The sequence below is a fragment of the Alicyclobacillus macrosporangiidus CPP55 genome, assembly GCF_000702485.1.
In the GTDB taxonomy this organism is placed as follows: Bacteria; Bacillota; Bacilli; order Alicyclobacillales; family Alicyclobacillaceae; genus Alicyclobacillus_H; species Alicyclobacillus_H macrosporangiidus_B.
Genome location: NZ_JNIL01000001.1, coordinates 2640861 through 2662208 on the forward strand (window position 1 = coordinate 2640861; position 21348 = coordinate 2662208).

Below are 21348 nucleotides of genomic sequence, written 5' to 3' on the forward strand. Positions count from 1 at the left end.
TGTGTATGGTGGAGTACGCGTGGCTGGTGCCCCTGCTGCCGCTGGTGGCGTACGTGTTCCTCTTGGTCCTCGGCAGGCGTGCGCCGGAGGGCATCGTGGCTGGCGTCTCTGTGGTCCTGACGTTCGTCGCGTTCCTCATCAGCGCCTTGGTGTTCCGCTCCGTCGGCCAGAACCCGGACCAGACCGGACCATACGTGTTTCACTGGTTGACGGTTGGAACGCACTCGTTCACCGTGGGCTTTGAGGTCACCCACCTCAACGCGCTCATGCTGGTGGTGGTATCCCTCGTCAGCACCCTGGTGCTGCTGTTTTCGAAGGGATACATGCACGGGGACGATCGGTTTTCGGTGTTCTATCAATACCTGAATTTGTTCGTGTTCTCTATGCTGGCGCTGGTCATCTCCCCGAACCTGCTGCAGCTGTACATCTTCTGGGAGATGGTCGGTCTGTGCTCGTATCTGCTGGTGGGCTTCTGGTACTTCAAACCGGAGGCGGCCCTGGCGGCGAAAAAGTCGTTCATCGTCACGCGCATCGGCGACGTGGGCCTGTTCACGGGCATCATCCTCCTGTTCCTCGCCAGCGGGTCCTTTGATTACAGCACCGTCTTCATGGCCGCAGCGGCGAACAAGCTGTCCCTCGGCTGGATCTCCAGCCAGAGCCTGGTGACCCTGGCGGCCATCCTGATCTTCGTCGGCGCGGTCGGGAAGTCGGCCCAGTTTCCGCTGCACGTCTGGTTGCCGGACGCCATGGAGGGTCCGACCCCAGTGTCCGCGTTGATCCACGCCGCGACGATGGTGGCTGCGGGCGTCTACCTGGTCGCGCGCTGCTACCCGCTGTTCCAGCTGAGCCCGGCGGCGCTCTCGACGGTCGCCTGGATCGGCGGGATCACGGCGCTGCTGGCGGCGTTCATCGCGCTGACGCAGCGGGACATCAAGCGCGTGATCGCGTACTCGACCATCTCGCAGCTCGGCTACATGATGATGGCGCTCGGTGTCGGGGCTTACGCCTACGGCGTGTTCCACCTGATGACCCACGCCTTCTTCAAGGCCCTGCTGTTCTTGGCGGCCGGTTCGGTGATCCACGCGATCGACACGCAGGATCTGTTCGAGATGGGCGGCCTGTACAACAAGATGAAGCTGACCGCCTGGACCTTCCTCGCCGGCGCCCTCGCGTTGGCGGGCATCGTCCCGTTCGCCGGGTTCTGGTCGAAGGATGACATCCTGGCGGCGGCGCTCGAGAGCGGGCACACGGTCCTGTACGCCTTCGGGTTGATCGCGGCGTTCTGCACGGCCTTCTACATCTTCCGCGTGTATTTCCTGACCTTCACCGGCCAGCCGCGGGATCCGGCGCGCCATGAGCACGCGCACGAGGGCTCCTGGGTGATGACCCTGCCGCTCGTGGTGCTGGCCGTGCTGGCGACCATCGGAGGTTTCTTCAACACCCCATTCAATGGCTACGGCCTGGAGCGGTACCTGTTCGCGGATTCGCCGCAGGGCCCCATCGGCCTGACGACGCCGGAGAACGTGGGCCTGATGGCGCTCAGCGTCCTGGTCGGCCTGGCGGGGATCGGCCTGGCGGCGCTGATGTACTGGCGGCCGGCCGTCCAGCCGGAGAAGGTGGCGCGCGGTCTGGGCTTTTTGTACCAGCTGTCCTTCCGCAAGTTCTACCTGGATGAGATCTACTACGCCATCGTGGTGGCGACCGGCAAAGCCATCGCGGCCATCGTCGACTTCGTCGACCGTTACATCATCGACGGCATCGTGCGCCTGGTAGCGCGCATTGTCGCCACCATCGGCCTCGGCCTGAAGTACACGCAGACGGGCCAGATCCAGGCGTACACCGCGGTGGCTGCATTCGGTGTACTGATCCTCGTCGCCTGGGCGATGTGGTCGATAGGGGGTGTCCTGTAGTGGGCCTTGTGTTCTGGATTGTCCTGGCGCCGCTCATCGCAGCCGTGTTGATCCTGGTGGTGCCGGGCCTGCGCGCGGGTGCACACCGCGCACTGGGCCTGCTGGGTTCCGCTGCGGCACTGGTGCTGGCGCTGGCGGCCTGGGATCGCTTCCAGTACGGGACGAGCGCGTACCAGGAGGTCAGCCGGTTGCACTGGTTCACGCTGCCGGCGCTCTGGCAGCAGTCGGACCTCTCCATCGGCCTGTCGTTCGGGGTGGACGGCCTGTCGCTCCCGCTGGTCCTGCTGGCTGCGTTCATCTCGCTGTTGGCTGGCGTGGCGGCTCCGCGGACGCTGGAGCGGACACGGTTGTACTACTTCTGGATCGAATTGGCCACGGCGGGCATCCTCGGGGTGTTCACCGCCATGGACCTGTTCACCTTCCTGCTGGCGCTCGAGCTGTCGCTGTTCGCGGCCTTCTTCCTCATTTATCTGTTCGGGGAGGCGGGAAGCCGGAAGGCGGCGTTCAAGTTCCTGTTGTACCGCGGGCTGGCCAGCGTGCTGTTCTTGGCTGCGCTGGTCGGACTGGCCTATGGCGCGGCGGGCGGCTTTGGCACCACGCAGGCGGACACGCAGGGGATCGTCAACGGGGCGGGGGCGCTGACCTTCGACATCCCGACCTTGACCGATACCCTGCACAAGGCGTCGGAGGCGTTCTTCACGCCGCACGCCCGGTCGGTCCTGTTCCTCATCCTGCTGCTCGGCGTGTTGGTGGAAGAGGCGTTCGTCCCCTTCCACACCTGGCTGCCGACGACACATGAGTTCAGCGAAACGACGACGAACATGCTGATCGGCGGCGTGCTGACGAAGACCGGCGCGTACGCGCTGCTCCGCTTCGGCGTCGGGCTGCTGCCGGGTGAGGTGCGGCACTATGGGGTGCTGATGGCGGTCCTTGGCGTGATCAACATCCTGTACGGGGCGTTCGCAGCCTGGGCGCAGAAGGACTGGCGCCGGCTGATCGCCTTCGGGAGCATCAGCCACATGGGCCTGGTGCTGCTGGGGGTCGCGGCGCTCAACGCGGCGGGTCTGCAGGGTGCCATGTTCATGATGGTCTCCTCGGGCCTGTTGACCGCGCTCCTGTTCTTCCTGACGGGTGCCATCAAGGAGCGCACGCAGACGGCGCTCATCCCGTCGCTCGGCGGCCTGTCGCGGCCGATGCCGATGCTCTCCGGCTTCCTGCTGGTGGCTGCGCTGGGGTCGCTTGGGCTGCCCTTGACGAGCGGCTTCGTCAGCGAGATCCAGGCGTTTATCGGCGGCTTTGGCACGTATCCGGCGATCTCGTTCGTCGGCGTGATCGGCATCATCCTGTCGGCGGTGTACCTGCTGTACGCGATGGAGAAGACGACGTTCGGCCCCGCCAAGCAGTCGTACACCGGGCTCGCGGACGCGACGCCGCGCGAATATGTCCCGACAGTCGTCCTGACGGCGCTCGTGCTGCTCATCGGCGTGTATCCCAGCGTGATCGGCAACCTGTTCGGTCTGTCGGTGCAGGCGCTGCTGAGGATTGGGGGTTGAGGCGATGCCGACGACAGATATGTTGCATCAACCGTACGGGTCGACGATGGGGCCGATGATCATCGTCACCGCAGCAGCGTTCGTGGTGATGATCCTGGAGTTCCTGCTCCGCAAGGGGGACCGCCGGTGGCTGGCGGGTGTGTCCTTGGTGGGGATCGCCGCCGCGTTGGTAGCGGCGCTGTGGAACTTCCACCACGAGCCGGCGATCGCGCTGAACACGGTGGTGGTCGACGCCTTTGGCTCGGTGTTTTCGGTGTTGATCCTGATCAGCGCGCTTTTCGTGCTGCTGTTCACGCTCGACTACACGGGCAGGACGAAGGTGGCCAGCGAGCACACGTATCTCATCCTGTTCGCGGTGGTCGGCGCCCTGGCAATGGCGACAGCGGTCGATCTCGTCACGCTCTACGTCGGCCTCGAACTGCTGTCTGTGGCGAGCTACGTGTTGGTGGCGCTGCGGCGGCATTCGGCGCGGTCGGTGGAGGGCGGCGTGAAGTACCTGCTGATGGGCTCGGTCGGGTCGGCGGTGCTGTTGTACGGGATGTCGTTCGTCTACGGCATCTCGGGCACGACGAACCTGATTGAACTGGGGTCCAACGGATTCGCGATGTACAACAATTATCCGGCGATCACGGTGCTGGCGTTCCTCTTGATGCTGGCGGGCATGGGCTTCAAGCTGTCGCTGGTACCGTTCCACATGTGGACGCCGGACGCCTACGACGGCGCCCCGTCGCCGATCTCCGCCTTCCTGGCGACGCTCTCCAAGGCGGCGGCCTTCGGGATGTTGCTGCGGATGCTGTTGTTCGCGTTCAACGCGGCGGCCACGCAGCTGTTCTGGTGGGCGGGCGTGCTGGCGGCAGTCACGATGGTGGTCGGCAATCTGATTGCCCTGCCGCAGCGCAACATGAAGCGACTGCTGGCGTTCTCGAGCGTGGCGCAGGCGGGCTACGTGCTGGTCCCGTTCGCCCTGATTCAGACGAATCACTTCAACGACTGGCCGGGCCTGTTTGACAGCATCTCGTTCTACTTGTACGCGTACACGTTCATGACCATCGGCGCCTTCGCCGTGGTGTACGTGGTGTCGCGCGCCCGTAACACCATCGACTCCGACGCCCTGATTGGCCTTTACCAACGATCCCCCTGGTTGGCGGCGGCCCTGACGGTTTTCGTCCTGGGTCTGGCGGGAATGCCGCTGACGGGGGGCTTCATCGGGAAGTTCTACATCTTCACGGATACGGTGCACCTGCACCGCGCTTGGCTCGGCGTGCTGTTGTTCCTGACGAGCGTGGCGTCGTTCTACTACTACCTGGGCTGGGTTCGGAAGATCTTCCAGCGCGAACCGGTGGGCGATATCGAACCGATTCGCGCCAGCGGCACCATGAACGTGCTGGTCGGCCTGTGCGTGCTGGGTACCATCGTGCTGGGCGTGGTCCCGGCGGTGCTTCTGCACCCGCTGCTCAACTCGGGCTGGCTGTATTAAGTGACGGGCGCCCATGTATCAACGAAGTCCAAATTGGAATGGGTGAGCGGCCCCGAAGTCGGGGCCGCTTTCCACATGATGAAGGGATAGGACCGCGGGTGCGGTCGAAGGCTCGGCCTGAGCCTCGGCCTAGCCGAACTGGGGCGGGCGTGCCTGGAATCGTGGCGTATGGGCAGGGGGGAGGGGCCGACCGATCGGCTGAATCTCCTCGCGCAGAAGGGAACGGTGTTTAGCCGGATTTTCGGACTATAGATGGCACTTCGCCGCTTCATCCCTGGGTTCAGAGGGCATGTTAGGCCGGAATCTCGGACTAAATCGCGCGGTTTCCGCGCCTGATCCCGCGATATTGTACGATTTTACGGCCAAATCCCTGAGTTGGAGGTAGCCGGGAAAGGCTTAGACCAGGGATTTACTCCGACGATTCGGCTTATGCTTCGCGGCCGCGGAGTCGCTGCGAGCCGCCCTGCGCCACCCCGGAGCCAGTCGCATCCCTCGAAGTGCCGCGCCGGCCCCCGGCGGATCCGCCCAACTCCGCCTCACATCCGCGCCACATCGCCGCAACAGAGCCTTCAATCCACCACATCCCCCGCATTGCCGCCACGCATCTCTTGACAACAAACTCTGCCACTTCGTCACTGAAAAGTGTAACAGTTGAACCAGGTGCCCCGTCTCATCTCTCTGTCAATGTCAGCCGGGAGGGAGGTCGCCGCATGGACCAGCCGGAACGGCGCGAGCCGCCACACCCCAAGCCGCCGAATCCCAAGGTGCCGGCCCCCGAGCCGCCATACCCTGACTCGCCACATCCCGCCCCGCCGCCTCGCGGGCCGCAGCCGACCCAGCCCGAGCCTGATCCGCGGCTTTGGAGTCCCGCAGATGCGGCCCGTGCCCTGTTCGAGATGTATTCACCGGACATTTACCGGTATGCCCTGTATGTGCTGGGCAGCCCACCAGAGGCGGAGGACGTGGTGCAGGAGACGTTCGCGCGAGTGCTGCGGGGATGGAATCGGTTTGCGCATCAGTCGGCGGTCCGGACGTGGCTGTGGACCATCGCCCGCCGCTGCGTGCAGGATGCCCTCCGCAAACGCCGTCTGCTGCGGGTAAGGTTGAACGCCGACACAGCGTGGATCGATCGTGTGCCCGCGGATGAACACCTGGGAGGGATGCCGCCGATGGACCTGGATCTACAGGCCGCGATCGCGCGGATTCGCCCCAGTTATCGGCAGGTCGTCGTCCTGCGGTACATTCAGGATCTGTCGACAGATGAGACGGCCCGTGTGTTGGGGTGGACGACTGCAAAGGTGCGGACCACGCTCCATCGAGCGTTGCGGGCGCTCCAGCGGGAATTGCTCGATCCCGCCGCCTCCCGGGAACCACCCGCGGGTGCACACGGCGGCCGGATCCCTTCGCCAGATGCGACAGACCCGAGGAGGTGTTCGCATGAGTCGCGCTGACCTGGAAGAGCGTCTGCGCCGGTTGGGGCAGGTGCCTGTGCTCGAGCCGCAGCGCCAGGCGCGGCTGCGGGATCGACTGGAGCAGGACATTGCCCGTCACGGGGCCCGGCGGTGGAAGAGAGGGCGCGCACGGTGGCGGATGGCAGCCGTGTGGGGCAGTGTGGCCTGCGCCGGGGTGGCCGCCGCAGCGGTGTGGATGGTGCACGCGGTGGCTGTATCGGCGGGCGGCGTTTCGGCGACGAATCCACCGGGCCATGCGGGGCAGAACCAGACCGTCAATGCCCAACCCGAGACCACGGACGCATTTGACAACCGGCTGCACTGGACGGGGGCGCATTCGTACACCCCTGGGGTGCAACGGACGACCGTGGTGCCGGCGCCTGCGCGGTACGAGTCGAGCCAGATCCCGACGGATGGAGCGGTGGCGGAGATTTCGGTGAGCAATCATGCTGCCCGGATCGATCCGGACGTACACGGCACGCCTGCAATCACCGCGCAGATTGTGTTCGACGGATCGATCCTGCGCATCAACGGACAATCGTACACGGTGCCGGACGCGTACCGCGACCGGCAGCTGCTGGTGCTCCCGCTGGACCGCGGGATCGTATGGAGCCCGACAGACCCGCAGTCCCGGAGTGTGCCGCACTTCACAATGGCAGATAACCGCATGGCGCCAAATCCGGCCGCCCTTCAGGGGGCAACGGATATCTTCTACACACCGTACCGGGAGACCGGCGGATCGCTCGCGGACGGCGCCGTTCGGATTGCCTCACTGCCGCACGCGTGGAAAGGCGCCCCCTGGCCGGTTGTGGCCAGCGCCTGGACCGGGTGGCTTCCTGCTGATCGCGTCCGGCAACCCCGCCGGGAGGAGATCGCCGGGTACCGGATCTCCCCGAAGGAAAACGGGCCGCAGTACGGTGCGCTGCAGTCGGCGCAGAAGGTCACGCAGTTCGCCGGCTTTCCGACATCGTTCCGCACCAGCGTCCCCGGTCTGGCGAAAGGAGAACAGCCGTGCGTCGCCGAGGTCGGGTCGCTTACGCGCACCTGGGGCGGCTTTGTGCTGGCCGTCACCCTAAACGATCCGAACCACGGCGGCAACGCCGGCGTCTGTGAGGCGGACTACTACTGGTCTGAGGCAGACAACCAGTGGGTGCCGCTCACGCAGATCTACATCGTACAGACCATCGCCGGCTTCTCCGACGCCGGGAGCGGCTCCGTCTACTGGGAAGAGGCACTGCCCGCTTCCTCGGGAAACGACCTGTACGTGGCCCAGATGCGGTACGACCCAAAGACGAACACGATGCAGTCCCTGTGGCTCGGCAACTGGGTGTACGGCGCCTCATTCGTCGACGGGGACTCTTGGGTCGTCCAGATGCCAGACCAGATGCAGAAAGGGTGGACGGTATACTCGCCGGCGGAGTAGCGCCGGCCGCCGGGAGGGGGGAGGTACGCCGGTGTGGAAAGGGAGGATGGGATTCGCGAAAGAGTGAGTGGTGACGGCCGCCGGGGTGTGTTAAGATGCCGGCGACGTTCGCGAAATTCACGAGCCGCCAAGTATCGTGGAGAGGAGTCATCGTATGTTTACCATTCGACCCGAAAGTCCAAAAGACTTGACTTCCATACGAGAGGTGCATCTCCGCGCGTTCGAGGGCGAAGGAGAAGCGAAACTGGTGGACGCGATACGAGCTTCTGACAACTTCGTCCCAGAACTCTCCTTAGTGGCTGTAACGGGCACCGATCAAGTCATCGGTCACATTTTGTTCAGCATCGTAGGGATTGAGACGGACACAGGGATTGTGCCCACGCTCGCCCTGGCTCCGATGGCCGTTCTACCTGAATACCAAAATCGAGGCATCGGATCGGCCCTCGTCAGGGAAGGCCTGCGGAGATCTGCAGAACTCGGCTTTGAACATGTCGTCGTGTTGGGGCACCCGAACTTCTATCCCCGATTTGGGTTTGTGCCGTCAACGACGAAAGGGATTCGATCCCCATTCAAAGTCCGGGATGAAGTGTTCATGGTCCATGAAATCCAGGTCGGTTCGCTTGACCACATCCACGGCACGGTGAAGTATCCGCCCGCTTTCGACCTCGTTTAATCGGTTATGGGCGGGCTCGCCCATCACTTCACAAGCAGGAGATCCCGCGCGGCCGCCGAACCCATACGAAAGGAGGGGAGCCATCGATGCTCGCGAGCGCCATCGATCAAAGCCGCGCCATCCTCATGGCCGTGGACGGCTTGGTGTTCATCATCGCCTTCTTGTTCGGCACCTACGTCTGGTGGCGGGCGCTCGCCATCCTGAAGTGGGAAAAGTTTGTGTTCGATCCGTTCGGGCACCAAACCCGCGTGCTCCGCTTCCTGCTCGCGCTCTGCGGCGGTTTTGTCCTGGCCGTGGTCGCGGTGGTCTACGTGCTCGCCGGGCAGGCGCTGCGCATCTTGCTCTGACTCGCGGTGAGGAGGACTCGCATGAACCGACCCGATGGATGTCCCACGCAATCCCTGCCCGGGGGGTGGCGCCGATTCGCCCTGTGCGTGGCCGGCCTGCATGTGCTCGGCCTTTTGCTGTGGATCCCGGCGTTGCCAGGGCACCCGTTTCTCCTCGGCATGGGGCTGGTGGCGTATACGTTCGGGTTGCGGCATGCGCTCGACGCCGATCACATCGCCGCGGTGGACAACACCGTCCGCAAGCTGACGGAGCAGCGGCACGATCCCTCCGGCGTCGGCTTCTTCTTCGCCCTCGGCCACGCCACGGTCGTGATCCTGACGGCCATCGCCACGACCTTCGCCATGCACTGGGTGGAGCGGGCGCTGCCCGGATTCGAGTCGGCGGGCGGCGTGATCGGCGGCACCGTCTCTGGTCTGTTCCTGCTCATCGTGGGGTTGATCAACCTTGCCATCCTGGGGCGGACCCTGCAACTCGCGCGCCGCCCGGGTAAGCCGGGGCCCGGCGCCTCCCCTGCCGGGCCGTTCACCGCCCTGTTGTGGCCCCTGTTCCGGTTCGTGAACCGGAGTTGGCACGTGTATCCCATCGGTTTCCTGTTCGGGCTCGGGTTTGACACGGCCAGCGAGGTCGCGCTGCTCTCCATGTCCGCTTCGGCCGCCCACCAGGCCGTGCCTGTGTCCGGGTTGGCGGCGCTGCCCATCCTCTTCTCCGCAGGCATGACCCTGCTCGACACCGCCGATGGGGTGTGGATGGCCAGCGCCTACCGGTGGGCCTTCTCAGATCCCGTGCGCAAACTCCGCTACAATCTCACCGTCACGTCGGTCTCCGTCGCCGCCGCGCTGACCATCGGTGTCATTGAACTCGTGCAGGTGTGGAGCACCCGGTTGGGCCTCGACGAGGGGATCTGGAAGAGCCTTCAGGATCTCGACATCGGGCCGCTGGGCGTGGTCCTCATTCTGGTGCTGGCGGCCATTTGGGGTGTGGCCGCCGTCGCGTCGCGTGCGTCGCGTCGCCGCGGCGTGAGCACCTAGGTTCCACGCCATGCCGGGGCCTACCATTCATCGGGAAGAAGGAGGACTTGCAATGTCTGAAGCTTGGAGAAGTTATCTGGAGACCCATCGGGATCGATTTCTCAACGAATTCCTCGAACTGCTGCGCATCCCCAGCGTGTCCACCGAACCCACGCTGGCCGGAGAGGTGCGGCGGGCGGCCGAGTGGACCGCGGATCGATTGCGCCAGGCGGGCATCGAGAACGTCCAGGTGATGGACACCGAGTGCCACCCGGTCGTGTACGGCGACTGGCTGCACGCCGGGGCGGACAAGCCGACTCTCCTGTTCTACGGCCACTTCGACGTCCAACCGGCCGATCCGCTGGAGCTCTGGACCTCTCCGCCGTTCGATCCGCGCGTCGAAGACGGCTGCATCTTCGCCCGCGGCGCCAGCGACATGAAGGGGAGCCTGTTGCTGCCCGTGATCGCCTGCGAGGCCCTGTTGAAGACCGAGGGCAAGCTGCCCGTGAACGTCAAGTTCCTGTATGAGGGCGAGGAGGAGATCGGCAGCCCGTCGCTGACGCGGTTCATTCAGGAGAACCGGGACAGGCTCTCGTGCGACATGGTTGTGTGCGCGGACGGGGGCGTCGGGTCCGAGGACGATCCGGTGGTCAACGTCGGCCGCCGTGGCCTGACGGCCCTCGAGGTGACCGTGCGCAGCGCCAGCACCGACCTGCATTCCGGCGGCGCCGGCGGCATGGTGCACAATGCCCTGCACGCGCTGGTCCAGATCCTCGCCTCCATGCGTGACGAAGAGGGCCGCATCCTCGTCGAAGGCTTCTACGACGACGTGCGGCCGCTGACGGAGGAGGAGCGGGCGGAGATCGCGAAAGCCCCGTTCGACGCAGAGGCGTACAAGGCCGCCATCGGAATCAAGGACTTCTTCGGTGAGCCGGAGTACACCCCGCAGGAGCGCAACGTCGCGCGGCCGACCCTCGAAGTCAACGGCCTGTGGGGCGGCTACCAGGGCGCCGGGACGAAGACCGTCATCCCCTGCGAGGCGCACGCCAAGATCACCTGCCGCCTCGTGCCCAATCAAGATCCCGAGCGGGTGGCGAAGTGCGTGATCGATCACATCCACAAGGTGGCCCCACCCCAGGTCGAGGTCTCCATTGAGACGTTCCCGGGCGACGCGGACCCGTACCTGTTGCCGAAAGATCACCCGGGCCTCCAAGCCCTGGAGAAGGCCGTGGCGGCCGTGTCGAAGAAGTGGCCGGCCCGGGTGCGCGGCGGCGGGACGGTGCCCATCACAGGGATGATGAAGCGCCTGCTCGGCGTCGACACCATCACGCTCGGCGCCTCGGCCGGGATGGAGCGCGCCCACGCGCCGAACGAGTTCGTCCGCATCCGAAACTTCGAGCGGATCCAGTACGCGTACTGCATGCTCCTGCAGGAGCTCGGCGCGCGCTGAGGCGGCGGGGTGCAGTGCCGGTGGCCGGTAGGGCGGCGTGGGGGCGGATGTTGCGGGCGGCGGGCCTGAAGGGCGGCGCGGGGGGCGGATGTTGCGGGTGGCGGGCCGGAAGGGCGGTAGGCCGGTGGGATGTTGCGGACGGCAGCTCGTAACATCAGATTTGTGGTAAATGCGAGAGGCGGCGGGATCGATAGCAGCGGTTCTGTACTTACGGAAGCCGGGGCTAGCGGTCATAACATCGGTTTCGTATTTAACCGCCGTCTCGGCTGCCCCGGCCGCGCCCGTTAAACACATTTCCGTTCCTTACATCCCAGGGAGGCCGGCCGATAACCAGGATTTTGCGTTTACGGTTCCGCCGGCTGTCACCTTTAAGTCGAATTCGGTTGCAAACTCCTCGAGGACGTCCAGGTTCCTCCGCTGGGACCGGCGGGCGAACAGGTGACCGGTCGACCGTAGACAGGACGCGGGCTACAAAAGGCGGCAGGATCGCGCCGCCGTCCATGGGCATACTAGCGGAAACGGTGGAGACCTGTTGGAGGTGACGCGGATGCCCTTGGATGATGACCGCCGCTCCCGCGGACGGAGGGCGGTGTGTCTCGCGCTCGGAGCTGCGTTGGTGGCCGCCGTGCCTGAGACCGGCGCGGCGCAGGCTGAGTTGGTGAACGCGGGCCCAGCTGAGACGCCGTGGGAGGCGCAGGCCCAGGCCGCACCCCAGGTCCTCGCGACCCCGGCCCAAGGTCCGCAGCCAGCCGGCCCCGGCGGCCGGCCCAGCGACCCTACGCCAAGCCGGAACCGGCTTACGCACCGTGGGGCCGGATGGCCATGCGGATCGTGCAAAATCGTTATCCCAACGCCGCCATCGTCGACTACCTGCACGTCGGACGGCGCAACCTGTCGGCCACCCAGGCGCAGGAGACGTTCAAGCTGTGGTTGCGGCAGGGGAAGCAGGAGTTTGGCGTGTACGTGACCATCACGTTCAATCCGAAGACCCAACGCGTTCTTCGCACCGACCTGCGCAGGACGGCGCGGTGAGGGGGAAGCAACCTCGGGGGATGGCGTAGGACCAGCGGGATCGACCCCCAAAACCGGGGGTTGTGAATTATTTCGTTTGGCTATACGATATAGCCGAATGGGGTGGAGCTATGGCAGGCGAGATGTCGCTGGAGGTCCTGTTCGAGGACCTGCAGAAGGTGAACCGGGCGCTGCGGACGGGATCGTTGCGGCAGGGCGACCTGCAGATCACGCGGGTGCAGTGGATGATCCTGCGCACCCTGCGCAAACGGCCGGGGTGTCCCATCGGGCAACTGGCCGAGAAATTGGACGTGCGGCCCAGCACCATGTCGCAGATGCTGGATCGCTTGGAGAAGATGGGCTGGATCGTCCGCCGCATCGGCAGCGCCGATTCGCGCGTCCGAACGGTCGATCTCACGCCCGAGGGGGAACGCGTCATCCGGACGGTCGAGAGCACGTGGCTGTCGCGTCTGCGCCGTCCGTTTGAGATGCTGTCCGAGGAGGAGCGCGTGCAGTTGGTGACGCTGTTTCACAAGCTCGCGCAGGCCATCCCCGCCGACCGGGGCGTGGACGATCCGCACGAGCGGGACGATCCCGAGGCGCAGGGCGATCCCCACGCGCACGACGATCCCGCCCCCGACCGCTGACCTCGCACGCCCCGCAACGTCCACGCCCCAAGCATCCAGGGGAGGGATCCGGATGAGCCAAGGGGACCATCTGCCGACATCTGATTCCGTCGTCGTCGAGGGGCTCAGCAAGCGGTTCGGCGATTTCAAGGCGGTGGACGATGTCTCCTTCCGCGCTCAGGCGGGGGAGTGCTTCGGACTGCTCGGCCCCAACGGTGCGGGCAAGTCCACCACCATCAAAATGCTGGCCACGCTGCTGCGGCCGGACGCGGGCCGCGCCAAGGTCGCCGGCTTTGATGTCCTGGCCGAGCCGCAGCGGGTTCGATCCGCCATTGGCTACGTCCCCCAGATGCTCTCGGTGGACGGCGCCCTGACCGGGTACGAGAACCTCCTCATCTGCGCCCGGCTGCAGGGGCTTCGCCCCGGTACGCGGAGGGCGCGGATCGACGAGGTGATCGCCATGCTCGGATTGGAGGAGGCGGCCCACCGGCAGGTGCGCACCTACTCCGGCGGGATGGTGCGGCGCCTTGAGATCGGCCAGGCGATTCTGCACCGGCCGAAGGTCCTGTTCCTCGACGAGCCGACGGTCGGGCTCGATCCGGTCGCGCGCCAGGGCGTCTGGGAACACATCGAACGCCTGCGCCAGGAGCACGGCATGACCGTGTTCCTCACCACCCACTACATGGAGGAAGCCGAATCCCTGTGCACCCGGATCGCCATCATGAGCCGCGGGCGCGTCGCTGCGCTGGGGACGTTGGCGGAGCTGCGCGATCGCGTCGGCAATCCGGAGGCGACCCTCAACGAGATCTTCACGCACTTCGCCGGCCACTTCGAACACCAGGGAGGGCTGCGGGATGTCTCACGCACACGCCGGACCGCGCGGCGCCTCGGTTGACGCGAGGCCCGAGGTCTACACGAACCCGATCTGGCGCTACCTCGTCCACGCGGCGACCATCGTCGATCTCGAGTTGCGCAAGCTCCGCCGCGATCCGAGCGAGCTCATCATGCGCGCCGTCCAACCGGCCCTGTGGCTCTTGGTGTTCGGCCAGGCATTCGGGCGCCTGCGCGCGGTGCCGACCGGCGGGGTGCCGTACATGGCCTTTCTCACGCCCGGCATCCTGGCGCAGTCCGTGACCTTCATCTCCATCTTCTACGGGATCGCCATCATCTGGGAGCGCGACATGGGGCTCCTGCAGAAATTCCTGACAACCCCCATGCACCGTTCCGCCCTCGTCCTCGGCAAGCAGCTCGGCGCATCGACCCGTGCCGTCAGCCAGGCCGTCATCATCCTCGTGCTGTCCTGGCTCGTCGGGGTGCGGCTGAATGTGGGGTGGAACGTGATCGCCGTGCTGATCCTCGTCATCCTGGGCGCCGCCTTCTTCGCCGGCATGTCGATGGTGCTGGCCGCCCTGCTCAAGACGCGCGAGCGGATGATGGGCATCGGCCAGGTGATCACGATGCCGCTGTTCTTCTCCTCGAACGCGCTGTATCCTATCAGCATCATGCCCGCCTGGCTGAAGGTGGTCGCGACCATCAACCCGATGACCTACCTGGTCGACGGCCTGCGTGGCCTGCTGATCGGCGCCGGCACGCACGCCGTCTGGGTGGACGCGCTGATCCTCGCCCTGGCTGGCGCCCTGATGCTGGCCCTCGCGTCGTACCTGTTCCCGCGCCGGTTAGCGGGGTGACGCGGCGATGGGGCTGGGGGGCGTTTGCTCGGGACTCCTCGGGCGTTTGCGACGGAATTCGCTTTAAAGGTGCAATGCTGCGGACTCGTAAACGCGAAAACGTGGTTATCGGCCGGCCTCCCGGGGAAGTAACGCAAGAAAATGTGTTTAACGGGGGCAGCCGGGATGGCCGGGCTCGCCGATAAATGCGAAACGGATGTTATGACCGGTGGCCCCGGCTTCCGTAAGTGCAGAACCGTTGCTATCGATCCCGCCACCCCACACCATAACCACAAATCTGACGTTATGGGGCGCGCCTCCGCGCCATCCGCCCGTCCAACCTCTACTGACTCTATGAATTTCCGCCTCCCCATTGGTATAAATCCTTCCCTCTCCGCCCACACTGCCAGTAGAAACCCGGAGCGGAAAGGGGAGGTCCACGATGAAGCGGTGGTTGTTGGCGGCGTTGGTGATCGGGATTGGGGTGTCGATCGCGCAGTCCCACACCGCCTCGGCCGAAACGGCCAGCCTGGGAGGAGCGGTGAAGGGGAGAGGTTCCATTGCGGCGTCGCCGGCCCAAGCCCGCGCCTCCACGACCTCGGCCCCCACCAGCGCGGCCCGGAGCACTACGCCGGCCTCCGCCAGCGCCTCGGCGGACCTCGTGATCCACAGCTTCGCCGCCACGGGGGCCAGCGCCAGCGGGTACGAGGTGCACAACTGGAGCCAGTGGGAAGGGCGGTTCCTGTCCGATGCGGAATTGCAAGGGCTTTTGGGCAAATTAAAGCAGGATTTCCACATACAAAACGCGAAGCAGGTGCATCAATCGGCAAGTAACGACACGTTTTGCGCAATCTATGGGGAGAGGGCTGACGGCGCCAGCGTGATTCTGACGGCGTCCTCGTATCACCCGAGCCAGGGTCCGGACACGACCGTATTGGTGGTCCGCATCGACAAGGCCGGGTCCAAACCGGCCTCCGGGGCGGCGTGGGCCAGCCTCGCCGAGGGGTTCCGGGGCGACTTCGCCCGGGTCCAGCAGGGCGTCGCAAACGCCGGTTTTACGCCACAAATTAGCGGTTGTATCGAAGGATCCGTGAATGCTAGAATGAGTGGCGGTCAAAAGGAGCGGCTCATCTCCGAAGCTTTAGGGGCGGTCCGGGCGCACCAGGTGGAAGGCATGACCAGCGATGGTGTCATGAGCATCTCGGCCGACTCCCCCTGGGTTGCGAACGGTATCCTGACCCATGGACATCACATGAACCTGCAAGTGGCCATCCATGACGACACCTACCACCAGCGAACCAACGTCCTGGTCGGTACGCCCATCATCACCATCCCCTATTGACGGCGACCGTCCGTGCGCCGGAAGGGGGCGGCGTACCGTGGCTCCCACCCGAAGGACGCGGAGTTTGGCGCACAGGAGTTGACGCAATGGCAAAGATCATCATCGACGGCGGCCGCCGCCTGGAGGGAACGGTTCGCATCGGCGGAGCGAAAAATGCCGTGCTGCCCATCCTTGCAGCCAGCCTGCTGGCGTCCCGGGGAGTCAGCGTGATCGAAGAAGTCCCATCGCTGCTCGACGTGCAGCACATGGCTCAGACCATCGCGGCCCTGGGGGCCAAAGTGGATTGGGTCGATCACGCCATTCGCGTCGACGCCACGCAGTTGAGCAGCGTGGAGCCTCCGTACGATCTCGTCCGCCGCATGCGGGCCTCTTTTGTCGTAGCGGGACCCTTGTTGTCCCGGTTCGGCGAAGCCATCATCGCCCTGCCCGGCGGCTGCAACATCGGCCCGAGACCGGTCGATCTACATATCAAAGGCTTTGAGGCAATGGGTGCCACGGTGACGGTGGAGAACGGGTGCGTTCATCTGCGCGCGCCCCGCGGCGGTCTGCGGGGAGCGCGGATCTACCTGGACATCGCCAGCGTCGGGGCGACCCAGAACATTATGATGGCGGCGTGTCTGGCCAACGGCCAGACCATCATCGAGAACGCGGCGAAGGAGCCGGAAAATGTCGACCTCGCCAACTACCTCAACGCCATGGGTGCCCGCGTGCGCGGGGCCGGGACGGATACCATCCGGATCGACGGCGTGAAGGAGTTGACCGGGGCCGTGCACAGCGTGATCCCGGACCGCATCGAGGCTGGGACGTTCCTCATCGCGGGTGCCGTGATGGGCAACGGCGTCTATGTGGAGAACGCGCTGTCGCAGCACCTGGCGGCGTTGATCGCGAAGCTGACGGAGGCCGGCGCACAGCTGGAGGACGACGTCCGGGGCATCAAGGTGTGGCCCATCGAGGGATCGCGGCTGCGTGCCATCGACGTGAAGACGCACTACTACCCCGCCTACCCGACCGATCTCCAGGCCCAGATGGTCGCGGCGCTCACGACGGCACAGGGCACGAGCCTGATGACCGAGACGGTGTTCGAGAACCGGTTCATGCACGTGGCGGAGCTGCAGCGCATGGGCGCCGAGATCCACATCGAGGGGCGGACGGCGGTGATTGAAGGCATTGAGGCCCTGACGGGCGCGGAGGTCACGGCGACCGACCTGCGCGCGGGGGCGGCCCTCGTCATCGCGGGTCTGATGGCGAACGGCACCACGACGGTCAGCGGGGTGCACCACATTGACCGGGGCTACGAAGACCTGGTCGGCAAATTCCAGTCGCTCGGTGCGAGCATCCGCCGCGTGGAGGAGTAGCCGTCTGGGATTGGACATACGGCGCCGCAGGCGGCCGGGTCGTGCGGCCGCCAGGTCGCCGCTCCAGGCTCAGTAAGGCTCCGTGTATACAAGGGGAGGCTCGCTGCGAGGGCGCAGCGGGTCTTTTTCTTTTTTCGCGTCCAAACCGGCCACAAAAAAGCGCAGCCGCATGGTCGGCTGCCAAGGGTAAGGGGGAAACAGAACAGAGGAAGAAGTTGACGGCCAATCGCACGGCTGCCAGGGCGTTGACCGGCTCCCGAGGGTTGCTCCCTCGGTGCTCATTAAAGATATACGATCCCGCGGGCAGCGCTGTGGGGGTTCAGCGGTCAGGGCGTATGATCGATCCGTCCACCGCCAACACGCAGCAGGGTGTCGAATCTGCAGGATCGGAACAAAACTATGTCGTGACCTTCCAAGCCATCGATTCGAACGTGTCGGGCAATCACACGTACACCCTCACCGTTGAAAACAGAACCGCCGGTACCACTGCACGCGTGGTCGGCCCTGTCAATTTCAGCGGGTTGTCTATCCGCAGGAAACGACACTGATACAACACCCTCGTATGCGGATGCAGCGCCCCTCCCGGGCGCTGCATGTTTTACTCCCCGTTCACGCCCCAGCCCAACTTTTCCCGGACAACCGCCCGAGTGGGCGCACGTCCAGGAGCCGCATCCCCGGGTCACGTATCGTAACGGCAGAGACCAAAATCCCAACCGGAGGGTGTCGGCGATATGGAAGTGCATATCATCAGCAAAGAAATCGTCAGGCCGTACGTCGGCAAGTGGGTGCACTGCCACTCCGTCTACGGGATGCACGCCGGATTGCTGCACCGTGCGTTGCATGACGGGATCGTGCTCATCCACCCAATGGCGTTGGCCAGCGGACCGCCGGTAGAAGAGGGGCAGATTCGCGCCGAAGCGGACGCCCCCCTGGCGGCCGAGGACGTGCGCCAGGCGCAGTTCTTCCTGCCGTATCCGGGCATGTTCATCCCGTACGGCGGCATTTTCGGCCTCTGGCCCCGACCGCCCATCATCATCTGAGGTTTCGTGTGCGATCCCCCGGCCGGAGCGGGGGATCGTGCACCGGTTCCGCCCGCAGCTGCGGCGGCCCGGCAACGCCCCGCCGCCTGCCTCGCGGAGAGTCGCGACGGCCTCACGTCCCGACCCCGCCTTCATAATCCCGTCCCCGCGCGCATACTCATCATCCCAGGTTGTCCGCAACCGATTGCTGTGCGTAGGAGGGACAGGCCTTGCCCAATCAGGACAAAACAAAGCCTCCGTCTCCTGCCGCGCCGAAGGACGAGGTGCTCCAGACGACGGAACCCGCGCCGGAGGGGGGCGTCCGCCCGGCCACCAAGGTGGTTCCCCTGCCGCGATCCCGCTCCGCAGCCCGAGGCCTCGCCGCCTCGCTCCGGCCGTGGACCGGGCGCGCCGTGTGGGAGGCGGGCCTGCGCGTCCTGCCAGCCCTTCGCCGGCTCTGGCCATACGTGTGCCCGCGTGCCCTCTGGCGCCGCGTGCACCCGCAGCCGCTGGGGTGGCCCGGCAAAGCGGGAATCGCGCTCGCCGCTGCGTTCGCCGCCGTGGTGCTCCTCCCGGCGGGGATGGCGCTGACCGTGCACGGGAAGGGTGGGGGAGGCGGGATCGAAGCATGGGTGGACAGTTGGGACGCTCACACCGTGCTGCGCATCTACCATATGGAGACTGGCCAGGTGACGCCCGTGGCGCTCAACGACTGGCTCGTTGACGTCCTGGCCGCGCAGATGAGCCCCGACGCGCCCATGGACGCCCTCCAGGCAGCCGCCGTCGCCGCCCGGACCTACGCCGTGCGGGCGCTGTCCCACCCAGCGCAGGACGGGTCCGCGTTCGCCTACCAGCACCACGCCGACCTCACCGACAGCCCCGTCCTCGATCTCCCGCTGCTCCCCGCCGAGGCCCAGGCCCTGCGCTACGGCGCCCGCAACCCCGTGTACAGCGCCCGCCTGCAGCAGGCCGTGCAGTCCACCGACGGCCGGATCCTGACCTACAAAGGCCAGCCCATCCTCGCCTTCCTCTTTGGCCAATCCGCCGGGCGGACGCGGGACGGTGGGCAGGCGCTCGGGCGATCATTGCCGTATCTGCCCTCCGTCGCCTGTCCGGACGACGCTGCCCATCCGACCACGCAGACGCTTCAGTTCACGCCGATCGATCTCGCCGATCGCCTCAATTGGCCGCCGTCGGCGGGATCGCCCAATCCGGCCGCGTTCCGCGCGGCCGCCCAGGACCCCTACGGCTATGTGAAGACCGTGGCCTGCGGGGACCGGACCTGGTCCGGGACCGACTTCGCCGCCCGGCTCGGGCTCGCCTCGACCCACTTTCAGCTGTCGGCGCAGGCGGGGAAACTCGTCGTGCGGGTGCAGGGGGAAGGCAACGGGATCGGCATGAGCCTGCACGAAGCGGAGGCCATGGCGGAGAAGGGGAAGGCGTGGCGGGACATCCTGTCCTACTTCTATCCCGGGACGGAGATCACCGGCGGTTACTGAGGGGGGCGGGCACCGGCGGGATCGATCCGCTGGTCAGCGCCTCCGCCGGATTCTGACAATCTCATGCGCCGCGTGGTATAAAACATTGGCAATGTGGCGACACTCGTGAATGAGGTGAGCGCCACATGGATGAAAACAAGCATCCAAACCAGAATCTGAGCAAAGAGAATCAAAAGGGCAGCCAGGCCCCGGAGACCCCGGGCAGCGCCCCCATCGCATCCCGCCGCGTCTTCTCGAAACGCTGGGTCTACCCAGCCATCTACCTCGGCGCTGCAGCGCTGATCATCGGACTCATGTATGTTAAGAGCCAGACAGGCACCAGTCCGGTGACCAGCAGCGACGTGAACGAGGGGCAGGGCCAGACCACGACGACCACCGCGCAGGCGCTGACGTGGCAATGGCCGGCCGATCCCGCCGCCGCCACGAAGGTCACCATGGGCTTCTACCCGGCCAAGGGCACGCCGGATCAGCAGGCGGCCGCGCTGGTGTCGTACGACAACGGCTACTATCCGCACCAGGGTGTCGACATCAAGGCGGCCTCCGGTCAGCCGTTCACGGTCCTGGCCGCGGCCGACGGCAAGGTGACCGCCGTCAACGCGGATCCCAACAGCCAAGGCAACCAACTCAAAGGGTTGACAGTGGTCGTCACTTCGCCGGGCGGCTACGAGGAGCACTATGAGTCTCTCTCGGCCGTCAAGGTCAAGGCCGGGGACACGGTCCGGGCCGGACAAGCCATCGGCACTTCGGGCACGTGCCTCTTCGAGCAATCGCAGGGCAACCACCTGTTCTTCGCCGTCTACAAGGATGGTCAGTTGATTGACCCGGCGACGGTGCTGCCGAAGAGCTGAGGTTCGTCTGCAAGATTTCCTGGGACAGTCACTTTAAGAGATGCACGCGGATACGGGGTCACGGTCGCTTCCAAAGGAAGCGGCCGCCTTTTTATTTCCCGGGGAGGATTTGCGAGAAAACGAGAGGGAACGGCCAAAAACAAGCCCTGACAAGCTCTAACCGCGTGTCACAAGGCATATGGTGTACACCCCCTCATATACTGTATCAGACCATCTGAGCAAACCTGGGGAGGCGAGGGGAGTGCATGACTATATCAAGGAGCGTACGCTGAAGATCGGCGAGTATATTGTCGAGACGCGCAACACGGTTCGCACCATCGCGCGCGAATTCGGGGTGTCCAAGAGCACGGTGCACAAGGATCTGACCGAGCGGCTGCCGGAGATCAACCCGGAACTGGCCAGTCGGGTCAAGGAGATCCTCGAGTACCACAAATCCATCCGGCACCTGCGGGGAGGAGAGGCCACGAAGCTCAAGTACAACAAGGAGGCGTCAGAAGAATCCCAGGCGCGATCCGCGTCGAAAAACTTTCAAGCGAGAAAAGGAGTTTCCAGCGGACTGTAGAATCATTCTCTATTCGGACAGAATTCGATTGACACACCCATGCGCGTTTGGTGCTTGCGCCTCAGCGCCCATCCCGGTGGAATGCCATCACAGCTTGTGCCTGTGCGAACCCTGGGACATCCGTACC

The 21348-nt window shown here is 65.3% G+C and carries 20 protein-coding genes; all 20 read left to right on the forward strand.

Annotated features, from left to right (window positions below; genetic code table 11):
• Positions 1-5: 5 nt before the first annotated feature.
• The 20 genes from nuoL (at position 6) to spoIIID (ending at position 21221) form a co-directional block, all read left to right on the forward strand.
• Positions 6-1910: an NADH-quinone oxidoreductase subunit L gene (nuoL, locus tag N687_RS0113250; protein WP_029422306.1), complete on the forward strand. Its 1905-nt coding sequence runs from the start codon at positions 6-8 to the stop codon at positions 1908-1910.
• Positions 1910-3463: a complex I subunit 4 family protein gene (locus tag N687_RS0113255; protein ID WP_029422307.1), complete on the forward strand. Its 1554-nt coding sequence runs from the start codon at positions 1910-1912 to the stop codon at positions 3461-3463. The genes nuoL and N687_RS0113255 overlap by 1 nt, the downstream gene beginning before the upstream one ends.
• A gap of 4 nt (positions 3464-3467) precedes the next feature.
• Positions 3468-4940: an NADH-quinone oxidoreductase subunit N gene (locus tag N687_RS0113260; protein WP_051663235.1), complete on the forward strand. Its 1473-nt coding sequence runs from the start codon at positions 3468-3470 to the stop codon at positions 4938-4940.
• 710 nt (positions 4941-5650) lie between these two features.
• Entirely contained in the window at positions 5651-6391 is a 741-nt protein-coding gene (locus N687_RS22295) for an RNA polymerase sigma factor (RefSeq protein WP_051663236.1), read from the forward strand.
• Entirely contained in the window at positions 6378-7814 is a 1437-nt protein-coding gene (locus tag N687_RS0113270) for a hypothetical protein (protein ID WP_029422310.1), read from the forward strand. The genes N687_RS22295 and N687_RS0113270 overlap by 14 nt, the downstream gene beginning before the upstream one ends.
• Before the next feature lie 154 nt (positions 7815-7968).
• A complete protein-coding gene (locus tag N687_RS0113275; RefSeq protein ID WP_029422311.1) occupies positions 7969-8487 on the forward strand; it encodes a GNAT family N-acetyltransferase in 519 nt (172 codons plus the stop codon).
• 86 nt (positions 8488-8573) lie between these two features.
• Positions 8574-8834, forward strand: coding sequence for a DUF1146 family protein (locus N687_RS0113280; RefSeq protein ID WP_051663237.1), 261 nt, complete (start codon positions 8574-8576; stop codon positions 8832-8834).
• Positions 8835-8855: 21 nt separating this feature from the next.
• Entirely contained in the window at positions 8856-9863 is a 1008-nt protein-coding gene (locus N687_RS0113285; RefSeq protein ID WP_051663238.1) for a HoxN/HupN/NixA family nickel/cobalt transporter, read from the forward strand.
• A 52-nt stretch (positions 9864-9915) separates the two neighbouring features.
• Positions 9916-11292 (forward strand): dipeptidase, encoded by a 1377-nt coding sequence (locus N687_RS0113290; protein ID WP_029422314.1) that lies wholly within the window; start codon positions 9916-9918, stop codon positions 11290-11292.
• A 684-nt stretch (positions 11293-11976) separates the two neighbouring features.
• Complete coding sequence (locus N687_RS25165) at positions 11977-12324, forward strand: YqzG/YhdC family protein (protein WP_269320498.1); 348 nt, start codon at positions 11977-11979, stop codon at positions 12322-12324.
• 110 nt (positions 12325-12434) lie between these two features.
• The gene (locus N687_RS0113300; RefSeq protein WP_081841383.1) at positions 12435-12950 is read left to right on the forward strand and encodes a MarR family winged helix-turn-helix transcriptional regulator; all 516 of its coding nucleotides are present in this window, start codon (positions 12435-12437) and stop codon (positions 12948-12950) included.
• Positions 12951-13002: 52 nt separating this feature from the next.
• Positions 13003-13824: a daunorubicin resistance protein DrrA family ABC transporter ATP-binding protein gene (locus N687_RS0113305; protein ID WP_029422317.1), complete on the forward strand. Its 822-nt coding sequence runs from the start codon at positions 13003-13005 to the stop codon at positions 13822-13824.
• Positions 13784-14617: an ABC transporter permease gene (locus N687_RS0113310; RefSeq protein WP_081841384.1), complete on the forward strand. Its 834-nt coding sequence runs from the start codon at positions 13784-13786 to the stop codon at positions 14615-14617. Before N687_RS0113305 ends, N687_RS0113310 begins: the two co-directional genes overlap by 41 nt.
• 421 nt (positions 14618-15038) lie before the next feature.
• Positions 15039-15938: a YwmB family TATA-box binding protein gene (locus N687_RS22300; RefSeq protein ID WP_051663239.1), complete on the forward strand. Its 900-nt coding sequence runs from the start codon at positions 15039-15041 to the stop codon at positions 15936-15938.
• 86 nt (positions 15939-16024) lie between these two features.
• Positions 16025-17293, forward strand: coding sequence for a UDP-N-acetylglucosamine 1-carboxyvinyltransferase (murA, locus tag N687_RS0113320; protein ID WP_029422320.1), 1269 nt, complete (start codon positions 16025-16027; stop codon positions 17291-17293).
• A gap of 335 nt (positions 17294-17628) precedes the next feature.
• A complete protein-coding gene (locus tag N687_RS25310) occupies positions 17629-17841 on the forward strand; it encodes a hypothetical protein (RefSeq protein ID WP_419670133.1) in 213 nt (70 codons plus the stop codon).
• Between the two features lie 183 nt (positions 17842-18024).
• The gene (locus N687_RS0113330) at positions 18025-18333 is read left to right on the forward strand and encodes a hypothetical protein (protein ID WP_029422322.1); all 309 of its coding nucleotides are present in this window, start codon (positions 18025-18027) and stop codon (positions 18331-18333) included.
• A 209-nt stretch (positions 18334-18542) separates the two neighbouring features.
• A complete protein-coding gene (locus N687_RS0113335; RefSeq protein ID WP_051663240.1) occupies positions 18543-19811 on the forward strand; it encodes a SpoIID/LytB domain-containing protein in 1269 nt (422 codons plus the stop codon).
• Between the two features lie 125 nt (positions 19812-19936).
• Entirely contained in the window at positions 19937-20659 is a 723-nt protein-coding gene (locus N687_RS0113340; RefSeq protein WP_081841385.1) for a M23 family metallopeptidase, read from the forward strand.
• A 241-nt stretch (positions 20660-20900) separates the two neighbouring features.
• A complete protein-coding gene (gene spoIIID, locus N687_RS0113345; RefSeq protein ID WP_029422325.1) occupies positions 20901-21221 on the forward strand; it encodes a sporulation transcriptional regulator SpoIIID in 321 nt (106 codons plus the stop codon).
• Positions 21222-21348 lie beyond the last annotated feature (127 nt).

Coding starts and splice junctions, on each gene's coding strand:
- nuoL (WP_029422306.1), top strand. CDS start 6: ATGGTGGAGTACGCGTGGCTGGTGCCCCTGCTGCCGCTGGTGGCGTAC.
- N687_RS0113260 (WP_051663235.1), top strand. CDS start 3,468: ATGCCGACGACAGATATGTTGCATCAACCGTACGGGTCGACGATGGGG.
- N687_RS22295 (WP_051663236.1), top strand. CDS start 5,651: ATGGACCAGCCGGAACGGCGCGAGCCGCCACACCCCAAGCCGCCGAAT.
- N687_RS0113270 (WP_029422310.1), top strand. CDS start 6,378: ATGAGTCGCGCTGACCTGGAAGAGCGTCTGCGCCGGTTGGGGCAGGTG.
- N687_RS0113275 (WP_029422311.1), top strand. CDS start 7,969: ATGTTTACCATTCGACCCGAAAGTCCAAAAGACTTGACTTCCATACGA.
- N687_RS0113280 (WP_051663237.1), top strand. CDS start 8,574: ATGCTCGCGAGCGCCATCGATCAAAGCCGCGCCATCCTCATGGCCGTG.
- N687_RS0113285 (WP_051663238.1), top strand. CDS start 8,856: ATGAACCGACCCGATGGATGTCCCACGCAATCCCTGCCCGGGGGGTGG.
- N687_RS0113290 (WP_029422314.1), top strand. CDS start 9,916: ATGTCTGAAGCTTGGAGAAGTTATCTGGAGACCCATCGGGATCGATTT.
- N687_RS0113300 (WP_081841383.1), top strand. CDS start 12,435: ATGGCAGGCGAGATGTCGCTGGAGGTCCTGTTCGAGGACCTGCAGAAG.
- N687_RS0113305 (WP_029422317.1), top strand. CDS start 13,003: ATGAGCCAAGGGGACCATCTGCCGACATCTGATTCCGTCGTCGTCGAG.
- N687_RS0113310 (WP_081841384.1), top strand. CDS start 13,784: ATGTCTCACGCACACGCCGGACCGCGCGGCGCCTCGGTTGACGCGAGG.
- N687_RS22300 (WP_051663239.1), top strand. CDS start 15,039: ATGAAGCGGTGGTTGTTGGCGGCGTTGGTGATCGGGATTGGGGTGTCG.
- murA (WP_029422320.1), top strand. CDS start 16,025: ATGGCAAAGATCATCATCGACGGCGGCCGCCGCCTGGAGGGAACGGTT.
- N687_RS25310 (WP_419670133.1), top strand. CDS start 17,629: ATGATCGATCCGTCCACCGCCAACACGCAGCAGGGTGTCGAATCTGCA.
- N687_RS0113330 (WP_029422322.1), top strand. CDS start 18,025: ATGGAAGTGCATATCATCAGCAAAGAAATCGTCAGGCCGTACGTCGGC.
- N687_RS0113340 (WP_081841385.1), top strand. CDS start 19,937: ATGGATGAAAACAAGCATCCAAACCAGAATCTGAGCAAAGAGAATCAA.